Annotated in this window: 27 protein-coding genes; 20 read left to right on the top strand and 7 right to left on the bottom strand. The window is 37.7% G+C overall.

The window, feature by feature from the left end; translation table 11 throughout:
* Window positions 1–187 precede the first annotated feature (187 nt).
* Window positions 188–349 (bottom strand): DUF1540 domain-containing protein, encoded by a 162-nt coding sequence (locus tag EJF36_RS17395; RefSeq protein WP_125907510.1) that lies wholly within the window; start codon window positions 347–349, stop codon window positions 188–190.
* Between the two features lie 646 nt (window positions 350–995).
* On the opposite strand from EJF36_RS17395, the gene EJF36_RS17390 reads away from it, so the two are divergent.
* From EJF36_RS17390 to EJF36_RS17365, 7 genes are all read left to right on the top strand, one after another.
* Window positions 996–1,763, top strand: coding sequence for a TerC family protein (locus EJF36_RS17390; RefSeq protein WP_125907509.1), 768 nt, complete (start codon window positions 996–998; stop codon window positions 1,761–1,763).
* Window positions 1,764–1,972: 209 nt separating this feature from the next.
* A complete protein-coding gene (locus tag EJF36_RS17385) occupies window positions 1,973–3,328 on the top strand; it encodes a cytochrome ubiquinol oxidase subunit I (RefSeq protein WP_395940601.1) in 1,356 nt (451 codons plus the stop codon).
* Window positions 3,325–4,341: a cytochrome d ubiquinol oxidase subunit II gene (locus tag EJF36_RS17380; protein WP_125907507.1), complete on the top strand. Its 1,017-nt coding sequence runs from the start codon at window positions 3,325–3,327 to the stop codon at window positions 4,339–4,341. Before EJF36_RS17385 ends, EJF36_RS17380 begins: the two co-directional genes overlap by 4 nt.
* Window positions 4,342–4,354: 13 nt before the next feature.
* Window positions 4,355–4,456 (top strand): cytochrome bd oxidase small subunit CydS, encoded by a 102-nt coding sequence (gene cydS / locus EJF36_RS22260; RefSeq protein ID WP_395940600.1) that lies wholly within the window; start codon window positions 4,355–4,357, stop codon window positions 4,454–4,456.
* A 3-nt stretch (window positions 4,457–4,459) separates the two neighbouring features.
* The gene (gene cydD, locus EJF36_RS17375; RefSeq protein ID WP_125907506.1) at window positions 4,460–6,217 is read left to right on the top strand and encodes a thiol reductant ABC exporter subunit CydD; all 1,758 of its coding nucleotides are present in this window, start codon (window positions 4,460–4,462) and stop codon (window positions 6,215–6,217) included.
* Window positions 6,214–7,935 (top strand): thiol reductant ABC exporter subunit CydC, encoded by a 1,722-nt coding sequence (gene cydC / locus EJF36_RS17370; RefSeq protein WP_125907505.1) that lies wholly within the window; start codon window positions 6,214–6,216, stop codon window positions 7,933–7,935. Before cydD ends, cydC begins: the two co-directional genes overlap by 4 nt.
* Window positions 7,936–8,278: 343 nt before the next feature.
* Window positions 8,279–9,664, top strand: coding sequence for an MFS transporter (locus EJF36_RS17365; RefSeq protein ID WP_125907504.1), 1,386 nt, complete (start codon window positions 8,279–8,281; stop codon window positions 9,662–9,664).
* Window positions 9,665–9,713: 49 nt separating this feature from the next.
* On the opposite strand, the gene EJF36_RS21625 is transcribed toward EJF36_RS17365, so the two are convergent.
* The 4 genes from EJF36_RS21625 to EJF36_RS17355 all read right to left on the bottom strand — a co-directional run bounded on the left by EJF36_RS21625 (window position 9,714) and on the right by EJF36_RS17355 (window position 11,740).
* The gene (locus EJF36_RS21625) at window positions 9,714–9,872 is read right to left on the bottom strand and encodes a hypothetical protein (RefSeq protein WP_185806948.1); all 159 of its coding nucleotides are present in this window, start codon (window positions 9,870–9,872) and stop codon (window positions 9,714–9,716) included.
* A gap of 32 nt (window positions 9,873–9,904) precedes the next feature.
* Entirely contained in the window at window positions 9,905–10,039 is a 135-nt protein-coding gene (locus EJF36_RS21920) for a hypothetical protein (RefSeq protein WP_260471932.1), read from the bottom strand.
* A 274-nt stretch (window positions 10,040–10,313) separates the two neighbouring features.
* Complete coding sequence (locus EJF36_RS17360) at window positions 10,314–11,180, bottom strand: permease (RefSeq protein ID WP_125908439.1); 867 nt, start codon at window positions 11,178–11,180, stop codon at window positions 10,314–10,316.
* Window positions 11,181–11,293: 113 nt separating this feature from the next.
* Entirely contained in the window at window positions 11,294–11,740 is a 447-nt protein-coding gene (locus EJF36_RS17355) for a MarR family winged helix-turn-helix transcriptional regulator (RefSeq protein ID WP_125907503.1), read from the bottom strand.
* 327 nt (window positions 11,741–12,067) lie between these two features.
* On the opposite strand from EJF36_RS17355, the gene EJF36_RS17350 reads away from it, so the two are divergent.
* The 4 genes from EJF36_RS17350 to EJF36_RS17335 all read left to right on the top strand — a co-directional run bounded on the left by EJF36_RS17350 (window position 12,068) and on the right by EJF36_RS17335 (window position 15,142).
* Entirely contained in the window at window positions 12,068–12,412 is a 345-nt protein-coding gene (locus EJF36_RS17350; protein WP_125907502.1) for an ArsR/SmtB family transcription factor, read from the top strand.
* Between the two features lie 12 nt (window positions 12,413–12,424).
* Window positions 12,425–13,720, top strand: coding sequence for an arsenic transporter (locus EJF36_RS17345; protein WP_125907501.1), 1,296 nt, complete (start codon window positions 12,425–12,427; stop codon window positions 13,718–13,720).
* Between the two features lie 17 nt (window positions 13,721–13,737).
* On the top strand, window positions 13,738–14,157 hold the full coding sequence (arsC, locus tag EJF36_RS17340) for an arsenate reductase (thioredoxin) (protein ID WP_125907500.1): 420 nt from the start codon (window positions 13,738–13,740) through the stop codon (window positions 14,155–14,157).
* A gap of 235 nt (window positions 14,158–14,392) precedes the next feature.
* Window positions 14,393–15,142 (top strand): GTP pyrophosphokinase, encoded by a 750-nt coding sequence (locus EJF36_RS17335; protein WP_125908438.1) that lies wholly within the window; start codon window positions 14,393–14,395, stop codon window positions 15,140–15,142.
* A gap of 25 nt (window positions 15,143–15,167) precedes the next feature.
* On the opposite strand, the gene EJF36_RS17330 is transcribed toward EJF36_RS17335, so the two are convergent.
* Window positions 15,168–16,001 carry a hypothetical protein gene (locus EJF36_RS17330; RefSeq protein WP_125907499.1) on the bottom strand — a complete coding sequence of 278 codons (834 nt, stop codon included), beginning with the start codon at window positions 15,999–16,001 and terminating at the stop codon, window positions 15,168–15,170.
* 116 nt (window positions 16,002–16,117) lie between these two features.
* Here EJF36_RS17330 and EJF36_RS17325 point away from each other — a divergent pair, with 116 nt between their 5' ends.
* From EJF36_RS17325 to EJF36_RS17295, 7 genes are all read left to right on the top strand, one after another.
* The gene (locus EJF36_RS17325) at window positions 16,118–16,453 is read left to right on the top strand and encodes a DMT family transporter (protein WP_125907498.1); all 336 of its coding nucleotides are present in this window, start codon (window positions 16,118–16,120) and stop codon (window positions 16,451–16,453) included.
* Window positions 16,450–16,764 carry a DMT family transporter gene (locus tag EJF36_RS17320; RefSeq protein WP_125907497.1) on the top strand — a complete coding sequence of 105 codons (315 nt, stop codon included), beginning with the start codon at window positions 16,450–16,452 and terminating at the stop codon, window positions 16,762–16,764. Before EJF36_RS17325 ends, EJF36_RS17320 begins: the two co-directional genes overlap by 4 nt.
* A 54-nt stretch (window positions 16,765–16,818) precedes the next feature.
* Complete coding sequence (wrbA, locus tag EJF36_RS17315) at window positions 16,819–17,430, top strand: NAD(P)H:quinone oxidoreductase (protein ID WP_125907496.1); 612 nt, start codon at window positions 16,819–16,821, stop codon at window positions 17,428–17,430.
* Window positions 17,431–17,646: 216 nt separating this feature from the next.
* Window positions 17,647–18,558 carry a 1-phosphofructokinase gene (gene pfkB / locus EJF36_RS17310; protein ID WP_125907495.1) on the top strand — a complete coding sequence of 304 codons (912 nt, stop codon included), beginning with the start codon at window positions 17,647–17,649 and terminating at the stop codon, window positions 18,556–18,558.
* Window positions 18,559–18,574: 16 nt separating this feature from the next.
* A complete protein-coding gene (locus tag EJF36_RS17305) occupies window positions 18,575–20,449 on the top strand; it encodes a PTS fructose transporter subunit IIABC (RefSeq protein WP_125907494.1) in 1,875 nt (624 codons plus the stop codon).
* 149 nt (window positions 20,450–20,598) lie between these two features.
* Window positions 20,599–20,967 (top strand): DUF2680 domain-containing protein, encoded by a 369-nt coding sequence (locus EJF36_RS17300; protein ID WP_125907493.1) that lies wholly within the window; start codon window positions 20,599–20,601, stop codon window positions 20,965–20,967.
* Window positions 20,968–21,851: 884 nt separating this feature from the next.
* A complete protein-coding gene (locus EJF36_RS17295) occupies window positions 21,852–23,153 on the top strand; it encodes an MFS transporter (protein WP_125907492.1) in 1,302 nt (433 codons plus the stop codon).
* A gap of 46 nt (window positions 23,154–23,199) precedes the next feature.
* Here EJF36_RS17295 and EJF36_RS17290 read toward each other — a convergent pair whose 3' ends face one another.
* The gene (locus EJF36_RS17290) at window positions 23,200–24,243 is read right to left on the bottom strand and encodes an ABC transporter substrate-binding protein (protein WP_125907491.1); all 1,044 of its coding nucleotides are present in this window, start codon (window positions 24,241–24,243) and stop codon (window positions 23,200–23,202) included.
* 227 nt (window positions 24,244–24,470) lie between these two features.
* Here EJF36_RS17290 and EJF36_RS17285 point away from each other — a divergent pair, with 227 nt between their 5' ends.
* Window positions 24,471–25,472 (top strand): FecCD family ABC transporter permease, encoded by a 1,002-nt coding sequence (locus EJF36_RS17285; RefSeq protein ID WP_125907490.1) that lies wholly within the window; start codon window positions 24,471–24,473, stop codon window positions 25,470–25,472.
* Window positions 25,469–26,518 (top strand): FecCD family ABC transporter permease, encoded by a 1,050-nt coding sequence (locus EJF36_RS17280; RefSeq protein WP_125907489.1) that lies wholly within the window; start codon window positions 25,469–25,471, stop codon window positions 26,516–26,518. The genes EJF36_RS17285 and EJF36_RS17280 overlap by 4 nt, the downstream gene beginning before the upstream one ends.
* Window positions 26,519–26,526: the final 8 nt, after the last annotated feature.

The following is a 26,526-nucleotide window of genomic DNA, read 5'->3' as shown; positions in this document are numbered from 1 at the left end:
ACAAGATGTTTGGTTTGTAATTTTCGAAAACACCCAAATTATATAATCTAGATTGAAACCTTTTGTGTAGTATTCTGCATTATTTTTCTTAGTATTTTATATAGATTTGAATAATAATGATAATTATTTTCAATAATAAATATGAATAGAGACAACCAAGTTCGTGGTTGTCTCTATTACGGAAATCTTATAAATCAGCTGGTTCAAACGTTTTACAATCTGTTTCTGCGCTGGATGACGCATTATTATCTTTATGGTTAACAACATAAATTTGAGTTGCCCCACATTTGTTCTGACTAGTAATGTTGTGTACACAACTGCTTACTTCACAAAGGACATCTTGTGCCATTGCTGTAACACCTCCTTCATTTTTAGGATTAACTTGCTTTAATTATCCTATTCAAATGCGTAGGTGTTCTTTTTTTGTAGATATTTCTAGACTTTATTTAGCCACCTTTCAGTTTGTCATACAACTTGCTAATCCTCGTAATGGTAAAATCAGGTAAATATTACCTCGAAAATAATATACGTCTATAAATTATGTTAATTTCATTCAATATTGCCTGCGATGAATTAATAAAAAAAATTGACATCTTTTCAATATGACTTTATGATTTATCTATATTTTGATTAGTATCCCTAAAGGGGAGTAGCTTTTACAACAATGTCGTCATTTCAGAGTTAATTCTCTCGGCTTTGTTGGCAACTCATGTTGTTAGCAAGACCTTTACACTAAATGGTAAAGGTCTTTTTGTATTAATAAACCTTTTCCATTTACGGAGAAGGTTTTTTCTTTGTTTGAAAAATTTACAGAAAGGCTAAATAAGCTGTAAGGAATGGTCTACAAATAAGTTCAGTTGTGATTGAAAGGTTTCACTTGAGGGATGCCTGCCTGTTTTTAATAACAGGTTTGGATAAAACCGACAACATATATACCAAAAAGTTAAACAATACTAAATACGGATTGTTGTACAAATTAAGGAGGAAGTATTTTAATGGAAATTTCCATTTTATTAGAATATGGTTGGGTATTATTGTTGTTAATTGCCTTAGAAGGTTTATTAGCTGCTGATAATGCCCTTGTATTAGCTATTATGGTTAAACATCTGCCAGATGAGCAAAGAAAAAAAGCATTATTTTATGGGCTTGCTGGTGCATTTGTATTTCGATTTGCGTCTCTATTTGCCATCTCCTTCCTAGTAAATGTATGGCAAGTACAAGCAATTGGAGCATTGTATTTGTTATTTATTGCATTTAATCATATATTAAGAAAAGTCGTGTTTAAAAAAAGAACAGAAAATGTAGAGGAAGACAAAAAGAAAAAATCAGGTTTTTGGGGAACTGTGTTTAAGGTTGAATTAGCTGACATAGCATTTGCTGTTGATTCTATTTTAGCTGCAGTTGCACTAGCCGTGACACTTCCAAATACTAACCTTCCTAACATTGGTGGTCTTGATGGTGGTAAGTTTTTAGTTATTTTCGCAGGTGGGCTAATTGGGTTAATAATTATGCGCTTTGCTGCGAACATGTTTGTAAGATTACTTCATTCAAGACCAGGCTTAGAAATAGCAGCGTTCTTAATTGTTGGTTGGGTAGGTGTTAAACTATCTGTTTACACTTTATCTCACCCTGAATTAGCTGTGTTGCCAGAAGGTTTTGCGAAATCTCCTGGATGGAAGATTACCTTCTATGTTGTTCTTATACTAATTGCAGTGGGTGGATGGTTTTTATCAAAAGAGAAAAAAGAGCCAGCTCATTTGTGATGTAATGTAAGTAGAAACGATAAAGAAACGTTCAGAAATTTACCTGGACGTTTCTGTTTCTTTTTAAAAATAAATTTGTCACATTTTGTGCACATATTCAACACAATTTGTTCACAAAGTATCGCTGTTTATGTGATATTATTCACATACAGATAAGTTATGTATCATGTATATAGTGTTAATCGATTTAAGTATGGGAGGGTATGATTTTGGAATCTGTTGAATTTAGTCGTTATTTAACAATGCTAACGCTCTCTGTGCATGTTGTTTTTGCTACTGTTGGAGTAGGTGTGCCATTGTTTATTATGATAGCCCACTGGATTGGGTTAAAAAGAGAGGACCAACACTATATTCTAATGGCGAAGCGTTGGACACGTGGGTATGTCATTAGTGTGGCAGTAGGTGTAGTTACGGGAACTGCCATTGCCTTACAACTTGCATTATTGTGGCCACGTTTTATGGAGTTTGCTGGTCAGCTTGTTGCATTACCGCTATTTATGGAAACATTCGCTTTTTTCTTTGAAGCTATCTTTTTAGGCATTTATTTATACACTTGGAATCGTTTTAAAAATCCAAAGCATCACTTTTATTTACTCGTTCCCGTCGTTATAGGTGGAGCTATGTCAGCTTTATTTATTACTTCAGTGAATGCGTTCATGAACACACCACAAGGTTTTACGTTATTAAATGGTGAGTTAACAAATATTCAACCTTTACTAGCTATGTTTAATCCGGCAATGCCAACAAAAGTGGCACATGTTTTAAGCTCTGCTTATATGACGGCTGCATTTGTTCTTGCTTCTATTGCAGCGTTTCATCTTTTGCGTGGTAGTCGACATGAATATCACCGTAAAGGACTTTCATTGACGATGAAGGTAGGATTTATTTTCTGTATTGCTACAGCGTTGATAGGAGATTTATCTGGAAAGTTTCTAGCAGAATATCAACCTGAAAAATTAGCAGCAGCAGAATGGCATTTTGAAACAAAAGGTGAAGCACCGATTATACTTTTTGGAGTGTTAACAGAAACAAATGAAGTAAAGTATGCTATTGAGATTCCATATGCACTTAGCATACTTGTCCACAGTAACCTGTCTGGTGAAGTGACGGGTCTAAATGATATTCCAGAAGAATATCATCCACCATATGTTATTCATTACTTTTTCGACATTATGGTATCAATTGGGATAGGGCTAACACTGTTGTCCATGTTTTACTTACTTGCACTTAAACGCAATTGGGCCATTATTAAAACAAAGTTGTTTAGAACTTTCCTTGTTTTAACGGGACCGTTAGCAATGCTTGCCATTCAAGCGGGCTGGTGGTTTACAGAAGTTGGTCGTCAACCTTGGATTATGAGAGGATTTATGAAAACAGCAGAAGGCGCAACAGACTCTAATTACGTGTGGGTTATGTTTATTGTATTTGCCTTCGTATATCTCATTCTTATGATTGGAACAGCTGTTGTGTTAACACGTATGTTTAGAAATAATCCAGTAGAATATGAAATAGATGGGTTAAGCAAGCAAGAGGGGCTAGGCGAGCAAAGGGGTGTTACCGTATGACGATTGAAATTCTAGGCATTTCTGTTTTGTGGTTATTTCTATTTGGATATGTCATTGTGGCATCAATTGACTTTGGAGCCGGTTTTTTTAACGCATCAACTATTGTGACAGGTAAACATCATATTGTGAACTCTGTCATTCAGCGTTACTTGTCACCAGTTTGGGAGATTACGAATGTTTTTCTTGTTTTCTTTTTTGTAGGAATGATTGGATTTTTCCCAAAGACTGCTTATTATTTTGGAACAGTACTTTTAATTCCAATTAGTATATCGATTATTTTATTAGCATTACGTGGAAGCTATTATGCATTCGGTACGTACGGATCAAAAGGGCATAAAGGATACACGCTTATGTATGGTGTGACAGGCGTCTTTATACCAGCGTCTTTAACGACTGCTCTTATTGTTTCTCAAGGGGGCTTTATTAAAGAAACGGCGAAAGGAACTATTGAGCTAGATTATTTCGCTTTATTTACGAGTCCATTTTCATGGTCAATCGTACTACTAAGCTTAGTAAGTGTGCTGTACATTTCAGCTAGCTTTTTAGCCTATTATTCATCAGTCGCAGAAGATAATGGGGCATTAAAGCTATTTAGAAAGTATACATGGATATGGAGCTTTCCAACTATTATTACAGCTTTAGGTATCATCGTTGAAATGAGATGGCATAATCCATCTCACTTTGAGGGCTTACTAGACCTTTGGTGGGTATTTGCCTTATCAACGCTTTGTTTTGTAACGAGCTTGTGGTATTTGAGGAAAGCACGTTATGGCCTGTCGTTTATTTTCGTGGTGCTTCAGTTTGCTTTCGCTTTTTACGCATATGGCGCATCGCGATATCCATATTTACTATATCCGTATTTAACTATCTATGATGGATTCACGAATCAAACGATGGCCATTTCATTAGTCATTGTATTTGTAATAGGGTTAATGTTACTTATTCCATCATTATATCTTGTATTTAAACTGTTTATTATGAACAAGCCGTATATAAAAAATCAAAAAATGTAAGGAGGATTCCTTTATGCATACCTTTTTATTGTTTTATGCTCCTCTCCTTATTGTTGTGTTAGCTGTAATTCTGTCTTTTTGGGTCGTATCAAAAAGCACGAAAGTAGAGGAATAACCGATGAACACACTACAAAAGCTAGCACGTAATCAGAAAGGACGTTATTATGCTCTTTTTGCCATGGCAATAGCTTTTGGGGTTTTCGTCATAACACAAGCGTATCTTATTGTGTCTGTTGTAGAGGACATATTTTTAAAAAAGCACGGTTTTCAGCAAGTGGTGCCATCTTTAATCGGCTTGTTAGCCGTGCTTTTTCTAAGAGCTCTTTTGCAATATGGCACAAGTCATATAGGGATAAAGATGGCTTCTGTTGTCAAAATGGAGTTTCGGAAAAAGTTGCTACAAACATATGCTAATCAAACGATTCTTTCTTCTTCTAAGGAGCATTCTGGGAGTAAGGTAAGTGTTATGCTTGACACAGTTGATGAAATTGAAAGCTTTTATAGTAAATATGTGCCACAACGAATTATATCAACTGTAGTAACACTGATAATACTCATAGTTATATTTTCACAGCATATCTATTCTGGTTTGATTATCTTATTTACGGCGCCATTTATTCCATTTTTTATGATTATTATCGGCAAAGCAACACAGCAAAAATCCGAAGAAAAGCTAGATAGTTTAACGGCTTTTTCCGGAAGGTTTTTGGATACACTTCAAGGCATGTTGAGCTTGAAATTGTATGGTAAATCCTCTCACTATAAAGAAGTTATTCGTACGAGTAGCGTTGAATTTCGTGACACAACGATGGCTATTTTAAAAATTGCTTTTACTTCTTCGTTCATGCTTGAATTTATATCAATGCTTAGTATTGGGCTTGTTGCTTTGGAGTTAGGGTTAAGATTAGTTGTTTTTCAGCAAGTAAGCTTTTTTACAGCTTTTTTCATTTTGTTGTTAGTACCAGAATTTTTTCATCTTCTTAAAGAATTAGGTAGTGCCTTTCATGCAGGTAGAAGTAGTTCAGGTGCTGCAGCAAAAATTCAGAATGTGTTAGGGCAGGAGCATACCGCTACAAATGATACTAACCTAAACCAAGATAGAAAACTATTGCAATGGGGGCAACAATCACTAAAGGATAAATTCGTAAAAATAGAGTTGAAAAAAATCGGTTTTTCTTATGATGGTGATGGATTTTCATTAACGAACATTAACGCTGTTCTTCCTACTGTAGGACAAGTAGCTATCGTCGGCAGAAGTGGTGCTGGAAAAACGACATTACTCCATATCATCGCAGGTCTTTTAAAAGAAAATGGTGGGGACATACTGATGAATGGTGTACCGCGATCTTCTTATGCAGAGAAAGAATGGTTTAAAAACATTAGCTATATTACGCAAAATCCCTTTCTCTTTGCGGGGACAATTGCTGAAAATATTGCACTTGGCCTTGATATGACTATGGATGAAATTGAGGCGGCCTCTAGAAAAGCGAACATTCATGAACTGATTGTATCGTTGCCAAATGGGTATGAAACGAATATTGGTGAAGGCGGACGAGGTCTTTCAGGCGGAGAAAAACAACGTATTGCACTCGCACGTGCATTCTTGAAGAATCCGTCGATTATATTGTTCGATGAACCAACGTCAGGTCTTGATTTAGTAACTGAGCAAGTGCTACAGCAATCAATACAATTACTGTCTGAACAGGCTGTTATTATTACGGTAGCGCATCGATTGCACACTATTAAACAAGCAAATCATATTTTATTTATGCACAATGGAACCATTTATGCTCAAGGTACACATGAACACTTAAACGAAACTGTTGAAAGTTATCGCGGATTGTTTTCACGAACAGAGGAAGGGGGAGAGTTGTGAAAGAATTAGCTTATATCGTTAACATCATGTTAAAGGAAAAGAGAGACGTCTATTTTTCTATTATATCTGGATACGTAGCAGGATTAGCGGCAGTTGGGTTGTTTGCTGCTAACGGTTATTTAATTTCTCAAGCAGCTCTCCATCCACCGCTGTATGTGCTTATTGGGATGGTTGCTGTTGTTAAAATAGGAAGTATTATTCGTGCAGTTAGTCGATATGGAGAACGATATTATTCACATCGAGCAACGTTCACTATGCTAAGTGATCTTCGCGTTCACTTTTATGAGAAGCTAGAAAAAATGCCACTTAGTTACATTCAAACGTTTAGAAGTGGTGATTTACTTGCTCGTATCGTCGGAGATGTAGAAAGCTTACAAAACTTCTTTTTACGTGTGTTATATCCACCAATTATAATGGTGATGGTCTTTTTAAGTACTATTATTTTCGTTTCTTTTTACTCAATAGAAGTGGTGCTCATTTTAACGGTTGGTTTATTATTAACGGGCATAGTGATACCTGCGTGGTTTGCAAAAAGGCAACGTGCATTAAGCAATCAAGTAAGTGAGTCGCGAGTACAGTTTTCCACTGAGGTGACAGAGTGGTTTCAAGGATTTCGAGAGTTGAAAATTCATCAACGTCTAGAAGCAAAAGAGCAGCAATTGTTTGAAGCGTCAGGCACTTATATTGCCGAGCAAGAACGGTCTAGTCAACAAGCTAATTTAAATTACTCTGTTAACTTAGCAGTCTCTTTTCTCATTTTTTGGTCCGTCATAGCTGTGAGTAGCTATTTAGTATCAACAGCAAAGTTAGACGGGGTGTTTCTAGCGATGATTGTTATGATAAGCTTAACTCTATTTGACCATTCAACCCCTATGGCAACTTTACCGGTGTATTATGAAGAAAGCGAGCGGGCAACAAAACGACTGTATTCTGTTGTTTCTTCAAATTCAAACAGTGAACATCTTCACCAAGGCAAAATGGAGCTATCTAGTAAGGTTCCCTCTATTATGTTAAATAATGTTGAATATAGTTATCCAGAGGAGCTGCGTAAAGTTGTTCAGGACTTCACTTTACATTTGCCTGCTGGATCTAAAACAGCGATTGTAGGACCTAGTGGCTCTGGGAAGTCTACTATTATAAAACTAATACTGAATTTATATCATGCAAATAAAGGTGACATATTTATTGACAGAGTCGCAATGAATGAGCTTAATCAGGAACAGCTTTGGGATCAGGCGAAGGTAGTGTTGCAGGATAATCATTTCTTTGCAGGGACAATTAAAGATAATTTATTACTTGAATCGAGTGCCTTATCTGACGAAGACATAGAGCAGCTCCTTAAAGAGGTGCAGCTACCACACTTTTCTCATGCAGATACTGTGTTTGAAGGTGGGGGTAATTTGTCAGGTGGTGAGAAGCAGCGTTTAAGTATGGCACGGGCCATTGCTAAAAAAGGATCACTGTGGCTATTAGATGAGCCTACTTCCTCCTTAGACGACATGACAGCACAGCAAATATATAACGTACTCTATCGTTATGCAAAAGAAGACACCGTCGTTCTAGTAAGTCATCAATTATCTGGACTAGAAAAAATGGATCAGATTGTTGTAATGGATCAAGGAAGAATAATTGAAAAAGGTAACTATGCAGAGCTAATTGATAAAAAGGGTTATTTTTATCAATTAAAGCAGCTAGAAAGAAATATTTTGCAAGCGTAATTAAACGAGGGCAGCTCATTGTCAGTATATCGCTTTTGGCAAGTTAGAACAGCTGATAGATTCTATGATGAACCCTTTTGATAGTACAGTCGGCTTATGCAGATGACAACGTTTAACGCTTCATATAAATTAAGAAGATCAAAGTTCACTTTTTAGTTAAGAGTGGACTTTTTTAGTGACGAGATTCCTCTGTAACAAACTATTTCCTACTTTAATATTGCATCTAGTCAGAGAAGTGCTTTTCATTCATAATAGAAGTAGCTAAAGTTTTACTGAAAAAATGTAAGCGTTTACCTTTGTGCGTATCTTGTTTTTCAATATATTAAGAGATGGAGAGATGAATATGAAGCAATCGTTGCCAAAATCAAAACAATTTGCCTTTGCAATTGGTCAGCTTGGCTGGTCGACCTTAATGGGTATAATTGGCGCTTATCTAGTTTACGTGTATACTCCTCCACAGGAAGCGGGTATTCCATTACGGATTCCTATTATTGCTATATTTGGTTTTCTATCCGTAATCGGTCTCGTTACGATGCTCGGAAGGTTTATTGACGCGATAACGGACCCTTGGATTGCAACGTTGAGTGACCGGTCTAAGCATCCAAAGGGTAGACGTATTTCGTTTATGAGTAAAGGGGCTATACCGCTCGCTCTTTTTACAGTTCTAGTATTTTGGAGTCCAGTTGATGATATAAGTGAATGGAATGTCGCATGGTTAACCGTAACATTATTAGCTTTTTATATTTTTTACACAATGTATGTCACACCTTATTTTGCGCTCATATCTGAGCTTGGCCATACGCCTGAGGAAAGGTTGAACTTATCGACATATATTTCTTTAACGTTTATTGTTGGAACAGCGATTGCATCAGCTGCACCTGTTATTTGGGGTGCACTTGAGGGCTTTGGTATAGAAAAATTATTAGCGATTCGATTATCGGTAACCATTTTAGCAGTCTTCGCTTTAATTTGCATGTATGTGCCGATATGGGCTATTAATGAGCGTGAATACAGCGATAGTAAACCATCTGACATGTCGATGTGGAATTCTATTAGAGGGGCATTTTCTAATCGAGACTTTGTTATCTTTGCTTGTTCAGATTTAGTATATTTCCTGGCGTTGACTACTTTTACAACAGGAATGATTTATTATATAACGGTGTTACTTCAGCAGCCGGAAAGTTTAAATAGTGTTATTGTCGCGGCATTGGCTGTGTCGTCACTTATTTTTTATCCGTTAGTGAATTGGGGAGCAAAGAAATGGGGCAAAAAACCTCTATTGCTAGTGGCATTTTCCATCTTTTTTATAATCTATTTCTTGCCTTTAGTTATGGGAGATAAGTTACCGATTGAACCAACGCTTCAAGCGTATATTATGGTTGCTCTCTTCGCCTTGCCTATGGCGATATTTGGAATCTTACCAAATGCTGTTGTCGCAGATATTGCTGAATACGATAAAAAGGTTACAGGTGTCCCGAAGGAAGCAATGTTTTTTGGAGCGCGGACGTTTATGCAAAAGCTCGGTCAAATGCTAGCCATGCTTGTGTTTGGTTCGGCGCTGCTATTAGGAAATGAAGTAGGGAACGATTTAGGTATTCGAATAACAGGCCCTATCGCCGCTTTTTTCTGTTTAATAGGATTAATTTTAATGAGTTTGTATAATGAGAAGAAAATTATTGGAAAAGACACGGCTTCTGTAGATTCGTCAAAGCAAACAGTTGCAAAATAGATATAGAGAGGCTTGGAAATTATTGAATTCCAAGCCTTTTTTAACTTGCTTATGCTAGACAGCATTTCGGAAGAGTTTCTATGACAGGTTGTATTTTTTCAGATAGTACAATTGCTTTTCTATTTCGTTGCTTCCGAAGCGTATTAGCTATTTGTCGTATCTCTTTTTCCTTGTGAAAGGCTAGCTTCTCCATTTGATAATAATTCATTGAAAATATTCCTCCTCAATTATTTTAAAGTATTATTTACAACAAGCTGTGTTGTCGTCTTTACAGCAGGCTTTCTCTTCTTGCTTGTTGTCCTCACAGCAATCTTTCACTTCTTCAATTTTAATATCACAGCAGTTGCTTTCTTTTTTCTTAAAAATATTAAACATATCAAATCGCTCCTTTTAAATAAAGCTCTGTTAAACTTTGTTGTTGATTTTCACTACATTGCGCTCGCTTTCCGCGGGGTGGCCGTGAGCCTCCTCTGCGCATGCGCATGCGGGGTCTCACGCCTGCCACTACATCCCGCTGGAGTCTCACGCATTTCGCTGCTATCAACAATATTAAAAAATCAACACTCACCTTTAACAGACATACATGCAAATAAATTGGCACATATATCAATGAAATAAAAGTTATCCACAGTTATTTCAGGGTAGAGGCTTAAATAATGTAAAATAAAAATCCTGATAACGTTGACATTAAAATAACTGACCCAATAAACGCGAAAACAAGTTTCTTTTTAAAAATACTTTGTAGTAGTGTAACTTCGGGGAGGCTGGCCCCAGCTGAGCTGATCATGAGCGCCATAACAGGCCCTAACGCCATGCCTTTAGCGATCATAATTTGTGAAATCGGAATCATAGTTGAAAGACGAATGTACAATGGAATCCCAATAATCGCAGCGATTGGTACAAGCCACCAGTTATCACCTCCTAAATATGTTGTAATCCACTCCGTTGGAACAGCACCGTGAATGATAGCACCAATAGCAGCGCCAATAATTAAGAAGGGATATACAGTTTTCATAAGTTGCCATGTTTCTACAAATGCTAGCTTCATATCAAACTTTTTCGTCTCAGGTTGATAGCCTGTCATAATGACCTTTTTGACTTGCGTTTCAAAGTGTAGTTTCTCGAGAACAAAACCAATAGCAACAGAGAGGATAGCTGTAATGAGCGTATAAGCTAGTGCTACTTTCCAGCCAAGAATGACTGACATGAGTGTTAAGATAGTTGGATCAAGAACAGGTGATGCGAACAAAAATATCATGACGATACGAAAACGAACTTTATTGTTTAATAAGTTCACAACAACAGGTATCGTTGAACATGAACAAAAAGGTGTCGCAAATGCAAAGGCTAGCGCAACCAATGCACTCACTAACGGATGGCTATTTTCCATAAGGTATTCCATTTTTTCGTAAGGGATGAAGCCTTGAAGTAAACTAATGAGAAACGAAATACCAACAAACAGCAAAGTCAACTCTATAGCAATAAATAAAAAGCTTTTTCCAATCTCTAACCACATCATCATATCGACTCCTTGTAAAATAGTTGTAAAATGCAAGTTTTGAACAACGACATATACTTGCGAAATGCAAGTATTATCTTAAGATATATTGAGTAATCATAGCTGATTACTCAATATATTGGTTTGCAGCATACGGACGACTGCTCCATTGCTGTATTCAAAAGCTTAATTGAGCGTAACACTGTTTCTTTTTCAAAATCGTTCATGTTAGAAAAGACTTCTTCTAAGTATTGGTTCATTTGTGAGTCTATGGAGGTCGCAACATAAGTTCCTTCTGTTGTTAGTGACAATGTATGAATACGTCGGTCCTCTGGTAAAGGTGTTTTCTTAACAAGCCCTTGTTTAATAAGTGTTTGAATCTGTCTGCTAAATGTTGTAATGTCCATTCCCAGTGTGTCAGCGACGGTTTGCATTGATGGTGCGTGTTGTCTGTCTATCTCAAATATAATGTGGCTTTGAATGAGAGTGATGTCTGCTCCTCCAACAGAGCAGCAGTTTTTATTTAACATACCAAAACGGCGTGTCATAATCTGAAATAACGCTCGAACATCTTCCATTTTTTTTCACCTCTTGATATAGTTATATCACATTATTTGCAAAATGCAAGTATTCACTTAAAAAAATTCTAGGGAGGAGCCTGGAATTCGTTTTAAGACCACATCTGGAATAAGCACTCGTGAAAGCTAAGGTTATATATAATATACTAAAACCACCAATACTTTAAGCGAGTCCAAATGATCATGGCCCTGTTCGAATGAAAAACTAAGGAAGTACGAGGACAATTTACAAATTCTTAATGAAAAAAACTTGCGCACTATATATAAGTCGATTATTATATAAGTTATTGGTTATATAATATATTGATTATATAAGGTGGGAAGGGTATGAATAGTACTATCGTATCAATTGACGAAGCTGCTAGTATTCTCAAAATTCTTGGTGATAAAACTAGATTGACAATGTTATCTATATTACAAAAGCAAGATTGCTGTGTCTGTGAGTTTGTGGAGATATTTCAAATGAGTCAGCCTGCGATTAGTCAGCATTTGCGAAAGCTTCGTGATAATGGTCTTGTGAAAGAAAAGAGAAAAAGCCAGTGGATTATTTATTCATTAAACACGGAAAGTGAGTATGCTAATCTAGTTCTCGATTTACTAGCACATATCCCAGACCAAGGTTTTAAATTACAAGAGCTTGAAGCAAAAGGGTTAAGAATTAGTTGTGAGTAGGGAGTGTAGAAGTTGACTCAAGTTATTTTAGCATCGGTTATATTTTTGCTTACTTTAGTGTTTGTTATTTGGCAACCAAAGGGGTTATCGATTGGTTGGTCTGCCTGCGGTGGTGCGATACTAGCCTTGCTTGTTCAAGTGGTTGATTTTCAAGATGTTGTAACAGTAACAGGGATTGTGTGGAATGCGACGTTAGCATTCATTGCTATAATTATCATTTCGCTCATTCTCGATGAAATTGGTTTCTTTGAATGGTCAGCATTGCACATGGCTCGCATGGCAGGTGGAAATGGCTTAAAAATGTTCGTGTATGTAACATTATTAGGTGCATTAGTGGCTGCATTTTTTGCTAATGATGGCGCCGCTCTTATTTTAACACCAATCGTATTAGCGAAGGTACGTGCGCTTAAATTTGAAGAAAAAATGATATTACCTTTTATCATGGCAAGTGGGTTTATCGCTGATACCACATCGCTACCACTTGTTGTAAGTAATCTCGTAAACATTGTATCAGCGGATTATTTTGGAATTGGATTTGTAGAATATGCGTCGCGCATGATCGTCCCGAATTTCTTCTCGTTAGCGGCTAGCATTTTGGTCTTATATTTGTTTTTTAGAAAAGACATCCCGAAGTCGTATGACATGAAGCAGCTAGCAGAGCCTAAATCAGCGATTAAAGATGAGAAGATGTTTAAGCTATCTTGGTTAGTATTAGCGATTTTATTAGTGGGGTACTTTATTAGTGAGTTTATGAACATTCCGGTCTCATTTATTGCTGGAGTTGTAGCTATCATTTACTTATTGATGGCAAGACGAAGTGCAGCAGTGAATACGAAAACAGTCTTAAAAGGCGCACCGTGGGCTGTTGTGTTTTTCTCGATCGGGATGTATGTCGTTGTTTACGGTTTACGTAATGTAGGTCTTACGAATGTACTCGCTGATGTTATTCAGGCTGCGGCTGATCAAGGATTATTTGTTGCTACCATATCGATGGGATTCATTGCCGCTATTCTTTCGTCAGTTATGAACAATATGCCAACTGTTATGATTGATGCATTAGCCATAGCTGACACAAATACAACTGGGATTATGCGGGAAGCCCTGATTTACGCGAATATAATTGGGTCTGACTTAGGGCCGAAAATTACACCTATTGGCTCGTTAGCTACGTTATTATGGCTTCATGTTTTATCAACAAAAGGTGTGAAAATTACGTGGGGCTATTATTTTAAAGTAGGAATTATATTAACTATTCCAACATTGTTCATAACACTAGTTGGGTTATATATTTGGTTATTAATTTTATAATTAAAGGAGAATGTTATATGTCAAAAAAGACGATTTATTTTTTATGTACTGGAAACTCATGCCGCAGCCAAATGGCAGAAGGTTGGGGGAAAAAGTATTTAGGCGATGACTGGAATGTTTTAAGTGCTGGTTTAGAAGCCCATGGGTTAAACCCTAACGCAGTCAAAGCAATGAATGAAGTTGGCATTGATATCAGCAATCAAACGTCTGATGTCATAGACAATGATATTTTAAATAGTGCAGATTTAGTTGTTACACTTTGTGGCCATGCAGCTGATCACTGTCCTGTTACACCACCGCACATTAAGCGTGTGCATTGGGGCTTTGATGACCCAGCAAAAGCAGAAGGTACGGACGAAGAAAAATGGGCATTTTTCCAGCGAGTTCGTGGCGAAATTGAGGCGCGTATTCAACGTTTTGCTGAAACAGGCGAATAAGAAGAAAGTCTAGTGCTCACAGTAGCGAAGATGTAGTAGAATGTCGCGCTTTTGCAGACAAGCCTTTTCGTCTCTCAAAGGATGTAAAGGTTTGAGGTTTTTGCACAGAACGTCTCCAATGTTTCAAGTGACGTGCTTTCTCTTTTCCAATGAAGCCGAGGAAGAAATATCCTTCGGCTTTTTTTCTAATTTATGAAACCAATGAATGATTCACATCGTATATAATATTGGTAGCATGTTTAATGAGAGGAAGTTTTTTAGCGTGAATTTAGATATAAAAGATTTAAAGCATTTAAAGGTTGAGCTAACGAGATTTATGATGGCTTATCAATTTGCTGTTGATGAATTAAGCACAAAAATAAATATTTTAAAAGATGAATTTACATACATTCATGATTATAATCCAATCGAGCATGTGAAATCCCGTGTGAAATCACCAGAAAGTATTTTGCAAAAGGTACAGCGCAAAGGGGTTTTGCTTTCGCTTCCTTCTATAAAAGAAAACATAAAAGATATAGCAGGAATTCGCATTACGTGTTCGTTTATTTCTGATATTTATGTGATTGCAGAAATGCTACAAAAGCAAAAGGACATTACACTTGTAGAGTATAAAGATTATATAAAAAACCCTAAGCCAAATGGGTATCAAAGCTTACACTTAATTTTAGAGATTCCGATATTCATGACGGATCGTGAAGAGTCTGTATACGTTGAATTGCAAATACGAACTATTGCGATGGATTTCTGGGCAAGCCTTGAGCATAAAATCTACTATAAATATAATAAAGCTATTCCTGAAAGATTGATTGAGGAATTAAAAGAAGCAGCTACTGTTGCAAATATGTTAGACCGTAAAATGGAAGAGTTGCATAATGAGGTCAATACGATTAAACAAGAAGACTCAGAAGAAGATCTTTTACTTTTAGGAGAAGGAAACGTTTCTTTACCTATGCAGGTTATCCAGTCTTTAATAGGTAATAAATAAGAAATAACAGACCGTGTTTGGTCTGTTATTTTTTGTTGATCTGAATGTAGAAGAGTCTTGAAATAAAAACCATAAACAAGTGATAGGGAATATTCTTAAGCGCTTGTTTAAAGTTGATTTTTAATACTCCTGATGAGATTAATAATAAGTCAGTACAGATGCTGCTACATAACAATAATAAACGATTCATGTACCCCGGTCTTGAAGAGAGTACTACGCTGAGGAACGAAAGAAATAAAGTGTATAGTGGTGCAATTATAAAGTGTTCACGCCAAGAATGGAATCGTCCTAGTCCAAAGCGGATTTTTCGTCTCACCGCTGTTATAAAGAGCAAAGTAACACCGACAACCTCAATAGATAAATAATGAGCAACCTTTAGAACCCACCGCTTTCTGTCCTTTACCGCTTTGTAAAGGACATCACTTAATTGAAAATAACAAAGCATAAGAATAAATGTGTAGGTTGGTCTCCACCAATGTACTTTATACAAGTGTAATATTATAAATAATTTCTCTATAAAAAAATACAGTGATGCAAATACAAATTTCCAAGCGGGATTTTTATGAGTTATAGTTAAATAAGTTGACGTAATGGGCACAAATAAAGCCTGAGATAACACTGATCCTAAAATATTATCAAATGCTCGTATTTTTAATATAGAGGGCTTGTATGTGTATGCTTTGAAAATATTTAATACAACATATTCAAATAAATAGGCTAGTCCGATATTAGTCATGAGCAAAGTCCATTTATACTTTTTTCTTCTTTCCTTCATAGTGAGAAAGAGTAATAAGAAATGAGTTGCTGCTAAAATGACGAAGGGTATAGATTTTTTATTTATAAATCCTTTTTTCTTCATAGATTAACCACCATTACTATAATGAGACATATGCTGTATTATTTGTTAAAATGAGAAAAATTATTTATTGATATAAGCAGAACTTAGGGATTGCTTAGACAGGGAGAACAACGGTGATGAATAAACAATGGGTATTAGTATTTAGTGCGGCTCTTTTTGAAGTACTTTGGGTCATTGGTTTAAAGTATGGAGACAGTGTATTGGATATGATAGGAACAAGTATTGCGATAGCTGTTAGTTTTGCAGCCCTCATATATTCTAGTAAAGTGTTACCTACAAGTACGGTGTATGCTGTGTTTGTTGGATTAGGTACAGTGGGCTCAGTTATTAGTGAAATGATATGGTTTGGAGTTCCTTTTAAATGGAGCAAGGTGATCTTAATTATAATTATGCTCATCGGTATTATTGGCTTGAAAGTAGTAACACCTGAAAAGGAAGGTGAGCATGCATGACGTGGGCCATGTTAATTATAGCAGGGTGTTTTGAAGTTGTTGGTGTTATTGGGATTGCTCGCATTAATCAAAAACAGTCGTTGTTATCATATGCAATTATGATAGGTGGCTTTGGGCTCAGCTTTTTACTACTGTCAGAGGCAATGCAGGAGATTGATATGGGAACAGCCTATGCCGTGTGGACAGGCATTGGTACAGTAGGAAGTGCTGTTGTTGGCATGTTATTTTATGGAGAATCAAAAAATTGGATTAGATTGTTATGTATTACTCTTATTTTAGTTTCAGTTATCGGCCTCAAACTGATTGAATAGTTCAATACTCCTTTGTTAATAATATCCATGATATTAGACAAAGGAGGTACATGTTTGAGTGACGTGAAATTAGCAATCATATTTTACAGTTCAACAGGAACAAATTACCAGCTTGCAAAATGGGCAGAAGATGCAGCCAAGCAGAGTGGTGCTGAGGTCAAGGTGCTGCGTGTTCCGGAAACGGCACCTGACAGCGCTATTGATACGAATCCTGCATGGAGAAAGCATGTTGATAGCGTAAAAAATGTACCAGAGGTAAGTTTAGATGATCTAGTTTGGGCAGATGCGTTTATATTTAGCATACCAACTCGTTATGGAAATGTCCCTTCACAGTTTAAGCAATTTATTGATACAACAGGTGGGCTATGGTTTGAAGGAAAGCTAGCTAATAAGGTTGTCAGTGCGATGACGTCAGCTGCTAATGCCCATGGTGGTCAAGAACAAACAATCCTACAGCTTTACACATCTATGTACCATTGGGGTGCTATTATTGCAGCGCCAGGTTATACAGATCAAAGTGCCTTTACTTCAGGTGGAAATCCTTATGGCACATCGGTCACAATCGGTCAAGATGGTAAGATGGTGGAGGATGTTGAACAAGCAGTTAAGCATCAGGCTACACGGACGGTTACTATCGCTGATGCAATAAAAAATGGTTTATCTTAACGCTATACATATAATTAAAAGCAGGCTAATCCTATTGATTAAAAGCAGGATGGCCTGCTTTTTTATGCTTATATTCGACCGTTATCTTGAATGGTATGATTTATTATGATTTTTTTTGAAAGAATTTGATTGATTTTTGTAAGTGCTTACTTTAAAATGGGATTTATAAAGAAAGTGCACAATATAAAAAAAACAGCTATAAAGGTTGTGACATATTTGATTTATACACTTACACTCAATCCTTCCGTTGATTATGTAGTTCGAGTTCAGGATTTCAAGGAAGGACATCTAAACCGTACAGGTGATACGAGCTTCTATGCTGGAGGTAAAGGCATTAATGTATCACGAGTCTTACAGCGTCTAACAGTTGAAAATACAGCGCTAGGTTTTCTCGGTGGTTTTACGGGCGATTTTATTAAAAATACGTTAACTAAAGAGGGAATTAACTCAGACTTTATCGCAATAGAAGATAATACTCGAATCAATGTGAAGCTTAAATCCGCTTTTGAAACGGAGATTAACGGAGAAGGGCCTCAAATAACATCGGAACATAAAGCTAGTTTGCTAAAGCAAATAGATGCTTTACAACAGGGAGACATACTAGTCTTATCCGGCAGTATTCCTTCTTCGTTAGGTACTGAGTTTTATATGGAAGCTGCTAAGCATTGTCAGGATCATGGTGTTGATTATGTACTTGATAGCTCAGGACAATCCTTTATGAAAGCGCTGCAGTATGAACCATTTTTAGTCAAACCAAATCATCACGAACTCGGAGAGCTTTTTAGTGCAAAGGTAGATACTGTTGAGCAAGCTGTCCATTATGGTAAAAAGCTACTCCTTATGGGACCACAGCATGTCATAGTATCTATGGGAGGCAAAGGAGCGGTGTTAGTAGCTAAAGATATAGCGCTTTTTGCTGAAGCACCTAAAGGTGTCTTGAAAAATTCAGTAGGTGCTGGAGACTCTGTCGTAGCTGGATTCATCGCTGGTTTCAAGCAAACCAATGATATTAAAGAAGCTTTTGTTAGTGGTGTGGCAGCGGGAAGTGCAACAGCCTTCTCAGATGATTTATGTTCAAAGCAGCAAGTAGAAGAATTAAAAAGCCAAATACAAATACACACAATATGAGGAGTGACTGACAAAGATGAGAATTACAGATTTATTAAAAGCTGATACTATCATTCTTGATTTTCAAGCAAATAGCAAAGATCAAGCAATAGATATGCTAGTAGATAAGCTACATGATGCAGGTAGACTGGCAGATCGTCAAGCCTTTAAAAAAGCTATTTTGGCTCGCGAAGCACAAAGTACTACAGGGATTGGAGAAGGGATTGCTATTCCCCATGCGAAAACTAGTGCGGTAAAAACACCGTCTATCGCCTTTGCCCGATCTAAAGCCGGCGTGAATTTTGACTCACTAGACGGACAACCAAGTCATTTGTTTTTTATGATTGCAGCTAGTGAAGGGGCGAACAACGCCCACCTAGAAACACTTGCAAGATTATCAAGATATTTAATGGATAGTAAATTCCGTCAAAAACTTGAGGCAGCTCAAACTACTAATGAGGTGTTGCAGGCTATAAATGATAAAGAAGCAGAAGAGCTTCAGGAGGAAGGTCCTAAAAAGGCAAATGATGGGGCAAAAATTCTTGCTGTAACAGCATGTCCGACAGGGATAGCTCATACATTTATGGCTGCCGATGCGTTAAAAGCAAAAGCAAATGAAATGGGTGTTGAGATAAAGGTAGAAACTAACGGCTCAGGTGGAGTGAAAAATGAGCTAACGGCTGCAGATATTGAGTCAGCAACGGCAATTATCGTGGCAGCTGATAAACATGTGGAAATGGATCGCTTCGCTGGCAAGCATGTGATTATTGTGCCAGTAGCAGACGGTATCCGTAGACCGAAGGAATTAATTGAAAAAGCTTTGAAAAAGGATGCACCAGTTTATGAAGCTAAAGGCGGCGGTAGCAAAGCGACCGGTAGCGGTGTTCGTGAACGTTCGGGCTTCTACAAGCATTTAATGAATGGTGTATCTAACATGTTACCATTCGTTGTTGGTGGCGGTATTTTAATTGCTATCTCCTTTATTTTTGGTATTAAAGCATTTGATCCGAATGATCCTTCTTACCATCCAATAGCAGAAGCACTAATGACAATTGGTGGTGGCTCAGGTGCCTTTGGTTTAATGATTCCAGTGTTAGCAGGTTTTATTGCCTCAAGTATTGCGGATAGACCGGGATTTGCACCAGGTATGATCGGTGGATTTTTAGCAGCGAACGGAAATGCAGGTTTCCTTGGCGGATTGATTGCTGGATTTTTAGCAGGATATATGGTGGTCGGATTAAAGAAAGCTTTCGCAGGTTTACCAGAGTCACTTGAAGGTATTAAGCCAGTGTTATTGTATCCAGTTTTCGGTATTTTATTAACAGGCCTGATTATGCTGTTTGTCGTAAATGAGCCGGTATCAGCGTTAAATGGTGCATTAACACTTTGGCTTGAAGGACTAGGAACAGGAAACTTAGTATTACTTGGACTTATTTTAGGTGGTATGATGGCAGTTGACATGGGTGGTCCTATTAACAAAGCAGCATTTACATTCGGTATTGCTATGATTGATGCAGGTAATCTTGCACCACATGCTGCGATTATGGCAGGTGGAATGGTGCCACCACTAGGGTTAGCATTAGCAACTACGTTCTTTGGTCGTAAATTTACAAAAGCTGAGCGCGATGCAGGTAAAACAAATTACATTATGGGTGCTTCATTTATTACAGAGGGTGCAATTCCATTTGCAGCAGCAGACCCAGGTCGTGTTATTCCGTCTATTATCATTGGTTCAGCTGTGGCAGGTGCGTTGTCTATGGTGTTTGGTATAGGCCTTCCTGCACCGCATGGTGGATTGTTTGTTATACCGTTAGTAGAAGGAAATCCGTTTATGTATTTAGTAGCAATACTAATCGGTGCTGCAGTAACAGCATTATTAGTTGGATTGTTAAAGAAAAATGTAGAAGAATAAGATTTTTGGAAAAACGAGGCCGGTGCCTCGTTTTATATATATATATGTGTGTATGGACAGGGAAATTTCTCGTGAACTTCTTGGAATAATTCTCATTTTGAGGTAGATACTACAACTTGAAATTATGAAATGAAGGGAGCTATTCACTAGTGAATAAACTGATGTTAACGGCTTTTGCGTTTGTATTAGGATTAAGTGTCTTTTGGAACATGCCAGTAAGTGCAGAAGAACCAATGAATGATGTGCAACAAGAGCAAGCGATTGAACTTACGGACAAGCAAGTGAAAAAGCTTGATAAGCTGTATAAGAAAATGTTTAAGCAGCATGAAGCAATTATTAAAAAATATGTGGAGTATGGTGTGCTATCTGAAGACCAAGCAGAAAAGAAGCTAGAGTATTTAGAGAAGCATTATGAAAAAATGAAAGAAAATCGTTTTCTACCAAAGAGAAATTACGATAAGAAAAAACGAGATCAAATGCGTGAGCCAGACCAACAGCAATCGCCGAATGCAAACTAATTAAAAGTAATAAAGTGGAATATGAAGAAGGTGTAACACCGTTACTGAGTAACGGTGTTATTTTTCTGATGAGTTATTTTTATCAGTCAAGTAATTTGTCATGGGATGTTCATCAGTTCAGTAATCTACCAAGTGCAAGTAAAAAGAGGGAAGTAAGAAGAATGCACGTTGGTGTGTCGAAAATGCATGTTCGCATGTCGAGAATGCACGTTCCCGAAAAAGGAGGGGGCTGGCGCAGGAGAAATGCACGTTGGTGTGTCGAAAATGCATGTTCGCATGTCGAGAATGCATGTTCGCATGTCGGAAATGCATGTTCCCGAAAAAGGAGGGGGCTGGCGCAGGAGAAATGCACGTTGGTGTGTCGAAAATGCATGTTCGCATGTCGAGAATGCACGTTCACATGTCGAAAATGCACGTTCCCGAAAAAGGAGGGGGCTGGCGCAGGAGAAATGCACGTTGGTGTGTCGAAAATGCATGTGCGCATGTCGAGAATGCACGTTCCCATGTCGAAAATGCATGTTCCCGAAAAAGGAGGGGGCTGGCGCAGGAGAAATGCACGTTGGTGTGTCGAAAATGCATGTTCGCATGTCGAGAATGCACGTTCACGAGTCGAAAATGCACGTTCGCGAAAAAGGAGGGGACTGGCGCAGGAGAAATACACGTTGGTGTGTCGAAAACGCATGTTCCCGAAAAAGAAGTGTGAGCCCGCGCAAAAGAAATGCACATTCACACTTCAGAGTGACAAGGATCCCCACAAATTACGACTAACATAAAAACTAGATCAAGCCTCTAAGCTGTGACACCTCTTACATAAATAATAACTATTTCAATATTTTCACCATTCATGTAACATATATATTTAGGAGCACGAAAGAAGGTGGAACATGAGTAATCAACAGCAAATCTTAGAACAATCACAGCATTCACAACCACAACAGCAGCCACAACCTAAATTATTTTATGGTTGGATTGTGACGATAATTGCGGCTCTCGGTGTTTTTTTCTCTGGCCCTGGTCAAACTTATTCCATTTCTATATTTATAGAGTCGATAATGAAGGAGTTTGGTTGGAGTAGCTCGTTAGTGTCTGGGATTTACTCAGCGGCCACATTATTAGCGGGGTTGCTACTATTTATAGTTGGTCGAAGTGTTGATCGCTTTGGGCAAAGAAGAATGGCTGTGGTAGTAGGAAGTATGCTAGCTTTAGCATGCTTTTGGAATAGTATTGTGGCTAATACGGTTATGTTATTTATCGGTTTTTTCTTTCTTCGCTTGTTCGGGCAAGGGTCTATGACGTTGCTTCCTAACACCCTTGTGCCACAGTGGTTTATCGCTAAACGAGGAAGAGCTTTAAGCATTATGGCTGTCGGAGGGTTTTTAAGTTCAGCGTTGTTTCCGTTAATGAACGTTTTTCTAATTGAAACCTTTAATTGGCGTGTGGCTTGGCAAGTCTGGGCTGTTGCTTTAGCCGTTGTATTTGTACCTATAGCGGCAATTTTCATTCGAAATAAGCCTGAAGATATAGGCTTGTTGCCAGATGGACGCCAAGTAGAAAAGGGAACAAAAAAGGAAGATATCGTTGAATTAGAAACAAACTGGACGTTACAGGAGGCAAGGCGTACACGTGCTTTTTGGCTCATATTATTTTGTTCAATTATTCCTGCATTAGTTAATACAGGTGTAACATTTCACTTAGTTACAATTTTCGCAGAAGCAAATGTTGAAAAGGCAATGGCAGCTTTAGTACTAAGTATTATGGCTTTTATTGGGTTTCCGTTTACATTCATATCCGGCTTTTTAGTTGAACGTATTAAAGTCAACCATTTATTAACAGTCACGTTTTTAGGGAATGTAGGAGCTTTACTCATTTTATTAAACGTTTCAACTGCTTTAGGTGCCATTTTATATGGTGTCATTTGGGGGATGGTTGGTGGAATAGAACGAATTGCTATGAATATTGTGTGGCCTAATTATTTTGGGCGTAAGCATATCGGAAGTATAAAAGGAATTGCTATGACTGGTATGGTTATTGGTTCAGCGTTTGGCCCATTACCGTTCGGTATAGCCTATGATTTGTTTGGTCAATATAATGAGATTCTCCTACTTATGATTATCTTGCCATTTCTTGGCGCCATAGCGGCCTTCGTTTCACCTCCGCCGATAAAACAAAAAAGCAACACGGCTTAAAATAAGCTGTGCTGCTTTTTTCCTTACTATATGTTACCGATATTATTTATTTTAAAAAGTATTCTTCAATATCATCTAACATTAGGTTAGCAGCGATTACACCACCAGCTGTGTTCCAAATAGCATCATCGACTTTATATACGTTGCCAGCTTTTACTGCCTCTAAGTTTTGGAACAGTGGGTCATTTATCCATTCTTCCTCGACAGTTGTGGCTTCTCCATCACCAGGTTCATACGTAAAGTAGAATAAAACATCGCCATCCATCGCAGGAATACGCTCTTTTGTTACACCTTTTTCGGCAAAGTCATTATTATTTTGATCACCAGGACGTGCGAATCCAAGTTGGTCTAAAATAATACCTGAGAACGAATCTTTATGATAAATACGTACATCACTTGCCATGAATCTAACCATTGAAATCTCTTTCGAAAGTTGATCACCTAGTTGTTCTTTTAGAGAAGCAATACGATCATTATACTCATTCAATACTTGTTGTCCTTGTTCGTCACGGTTTACTGCTTTTGCATACAATTGGAAGTTATTTTGCCATTCACCACGTAATGTTTCAGCGAAAACAGTTGGAGCTATCGCAGCTAATTGTGGATAAATTTCTTCTTGGCGCATTTTGTTCCCGATAATTAAATCTGGAGCTAATTCAGCAATAGCCTCTAAGTTTACTGCGCTCTCCGTCCCGACTACTTGCACATCCGCCATATCTTCAGATATGTGCTCATACCACGGATCACCTAACCAAGATTCTACAGCACCTACAGGTGTTAAGCCTAATGCTAGTAATGCTTCAGTTCCTTCGTTTGTTAATATTACTACGCGTTCAGGTGTTTTTTCGATTGTTTCTGTGCCCATCGCATGCTCAACTGTATAAGGAGTGTTCTCTCCAGCAGCGGTGCCTTTGTCAGCACTTTCTTCAGCGTTGTTTGTACCTTCATCAACAGTACCCTCTTGTTGGTCTGTTTCAGCAGTGTTAGTGCCTTCATCAACAGATTGTTCGTTTGCCTCACCACATGCTGTTAAAAATAGCGTGAAAGAGAAGACTAGTAATAGTGGTAATAAAAATTTACGTAATGTCATATGTGTTATTCCTCCTGTTAGTACTATGTAATTGATAATGATTTTCATTCACATCCAAAGTAAATTGTATATGACAAAACAGCAGTTGTCAACAAATAAATGATAATGATTATCAAAGTCGTTGACAAATAAACTTAGGTAAAATAGACTTTTAAACAGAAGCTTTTCATATTGTACGTCATTTTATAGAAAATAATCGTAGCCTTGTATTTAAGGAGCAAACACATATGTTATATGAAGTAAAACAAAAATGGCTGGGGCTAATATTAATGTTAATACTATTGTTGATATTTATGTGCCTCAGTATTGTGTATGGATATACAAATACATCTTGGTATTCGGCATATCAATCATTTGTCGCTTATGATGGATCAAATGAACATATCATACTGCAATCAATCCGTGTGCCTCGAGCTCTAATTGCTGCCGCTGTTGGCATTAGCTTAGGAATAGCTGGGACTATCATGCAATCTTTAACGAATAATCCTCTTGCATCACCAACTATTCTTGGTATTAATGGTGGAGCAAGCTTTTTGATTGTATTTGCCGTGTCTGTTCTCGGCGTGTCTTCTATGCAAATATTAACTTGGTTTGGATTCGCAGGAGCAGCGTTTGCGGCGATTTTAGTTTATTTTTTAGGATCAGTTGGTCGAGAAGGCTTAACACCAATGAAGTTAACTTTAGCCGGTGCAGCTATGGCAGCACTTCTTTCATCCTTAACACAAGGATTGCTGGTTATTGATGAAGCAGCGTTGGAGTCTGTTCTATTCTGGTTAGCTGGTTCTATACAAGGTCGAAAATTGGAGACGTTAATTGGTGTACTTCCCTATTTAACGATCGCTTGGATGATGTCACATTTTTTAGCAAATTCGCTTAACATTTTAGCGTTAGGAGAAGATGTTGCCAAAGGACTTGGTCAAAAGACTTGGCTTGTAAAAATAATAGCGGGTGTCACAGTTATTTTACTAGCTGGTGGAGCAGTCGCAGTCGCAGGGCCGATTGGTTTTGTTGGAATTATAGTACCCCATATTACACGCGCGATTGTAGGTACGGATTTACGTTGGGTCATACCATTTTCAGGGCTTCTCGGAGGAGTACTTTTGTTATTAGCTGATATAACAGCAAGGTACATAATAATGCCACAGGAAGTTCCCGTTGGTGTCATGACAGCTTTTATCGGAACACCGTTCTTTATTTACATCGCTAGAAGGGGGTTCCATCGCGGATGAATGCGAAAGCTTGGAGATTTAGAAATATTGTTTCGTTTATGGTGTATAAAAGAGCCGCTTGGATTTTGTTACTGACGTTTATTATTGCCGCCATAATCGTTATTTTAAATGTTGGTATGGGTGATATGTTTATTCCGCCGGCGCATGTTATTGATGTGCTGTTAGGTGGCGGTACAAAAATGGAGGCTCTTGTAGTTAAGTCGTTTCGATTGCCACGTATTTTAATGGCGCTGCTTGCTGGGGCATGTCTCGGAATGGCAGGTGCTATTTTACAAGGCATAATAAGAAACCCTCTTGCATCACCAGATATAATTGGATTATCAAAAGGTGCTGCTGTTGGAGTGGTAGCGTTTTTAACATTATTTAGTAACGAAAACAATGCTCTTACTGTTTCTATCGTTTGGTTGCCATTAGCGGCTTTCATAGGTGCGGTTATTGCAGCTTTTTTAGTTTACATTTTAGCTTGGAGTAAAGGTGTTTCACCAATTCGTTTAGTACTTGTTGGTATTGGTATATCAGCCCTTATGCATGCGTTTGTTACGATGTTTCTTATTTTAGCTCCGATATACAGAGCAGGGCAAGCTAACATTTGGATTACAGGTACAATTCATGGTACAAATTGGGATGAAGTTTCAATAATTACTCCAATAATGATTGTATTAACTATATTAAGTATAGCAGCTGCACGTAGCATTAATATTCAAGAATTAGGTGACGATATTGCCACAAGCGTTGGATCTCGGGTTCAACAAACAAGATTATGGCTACTAATATTGAGTACTGCCTTAACAGGTGTGGCGGTTGCATTCGTAGGAGCGATTGGGTTTGTTGGATTAGTAGCACCACACATCTCAAGACGTTTAGTGGGTGGGGCATTCGGAGCATTATTACCAATGTCAGCATTAGTCGGTGGAATAATTGTAATGCTAGCTGATTTGATTGGTAGAACCATGTTTTCTCCATTAGAAGTGCCAGCCGGTGTGTTTACAGCCGCCATCGGGGCACCCTATTTTATATACTTATTGTTTAAAGGTCGACACGCATAAAGAGGAGT

Source organism: Bacillus sp. HMF5848 (genome assembly GCF_003944835.1).
Lineage (GTDB): Bacteria > Bacillota > Bacilli > Bacillales > HMF5848 > HMF5848.
Note: the sequence above shows the minus strand (reverse complement) of the source record. Positions and strands in the feature narration are given on the sequence as shown.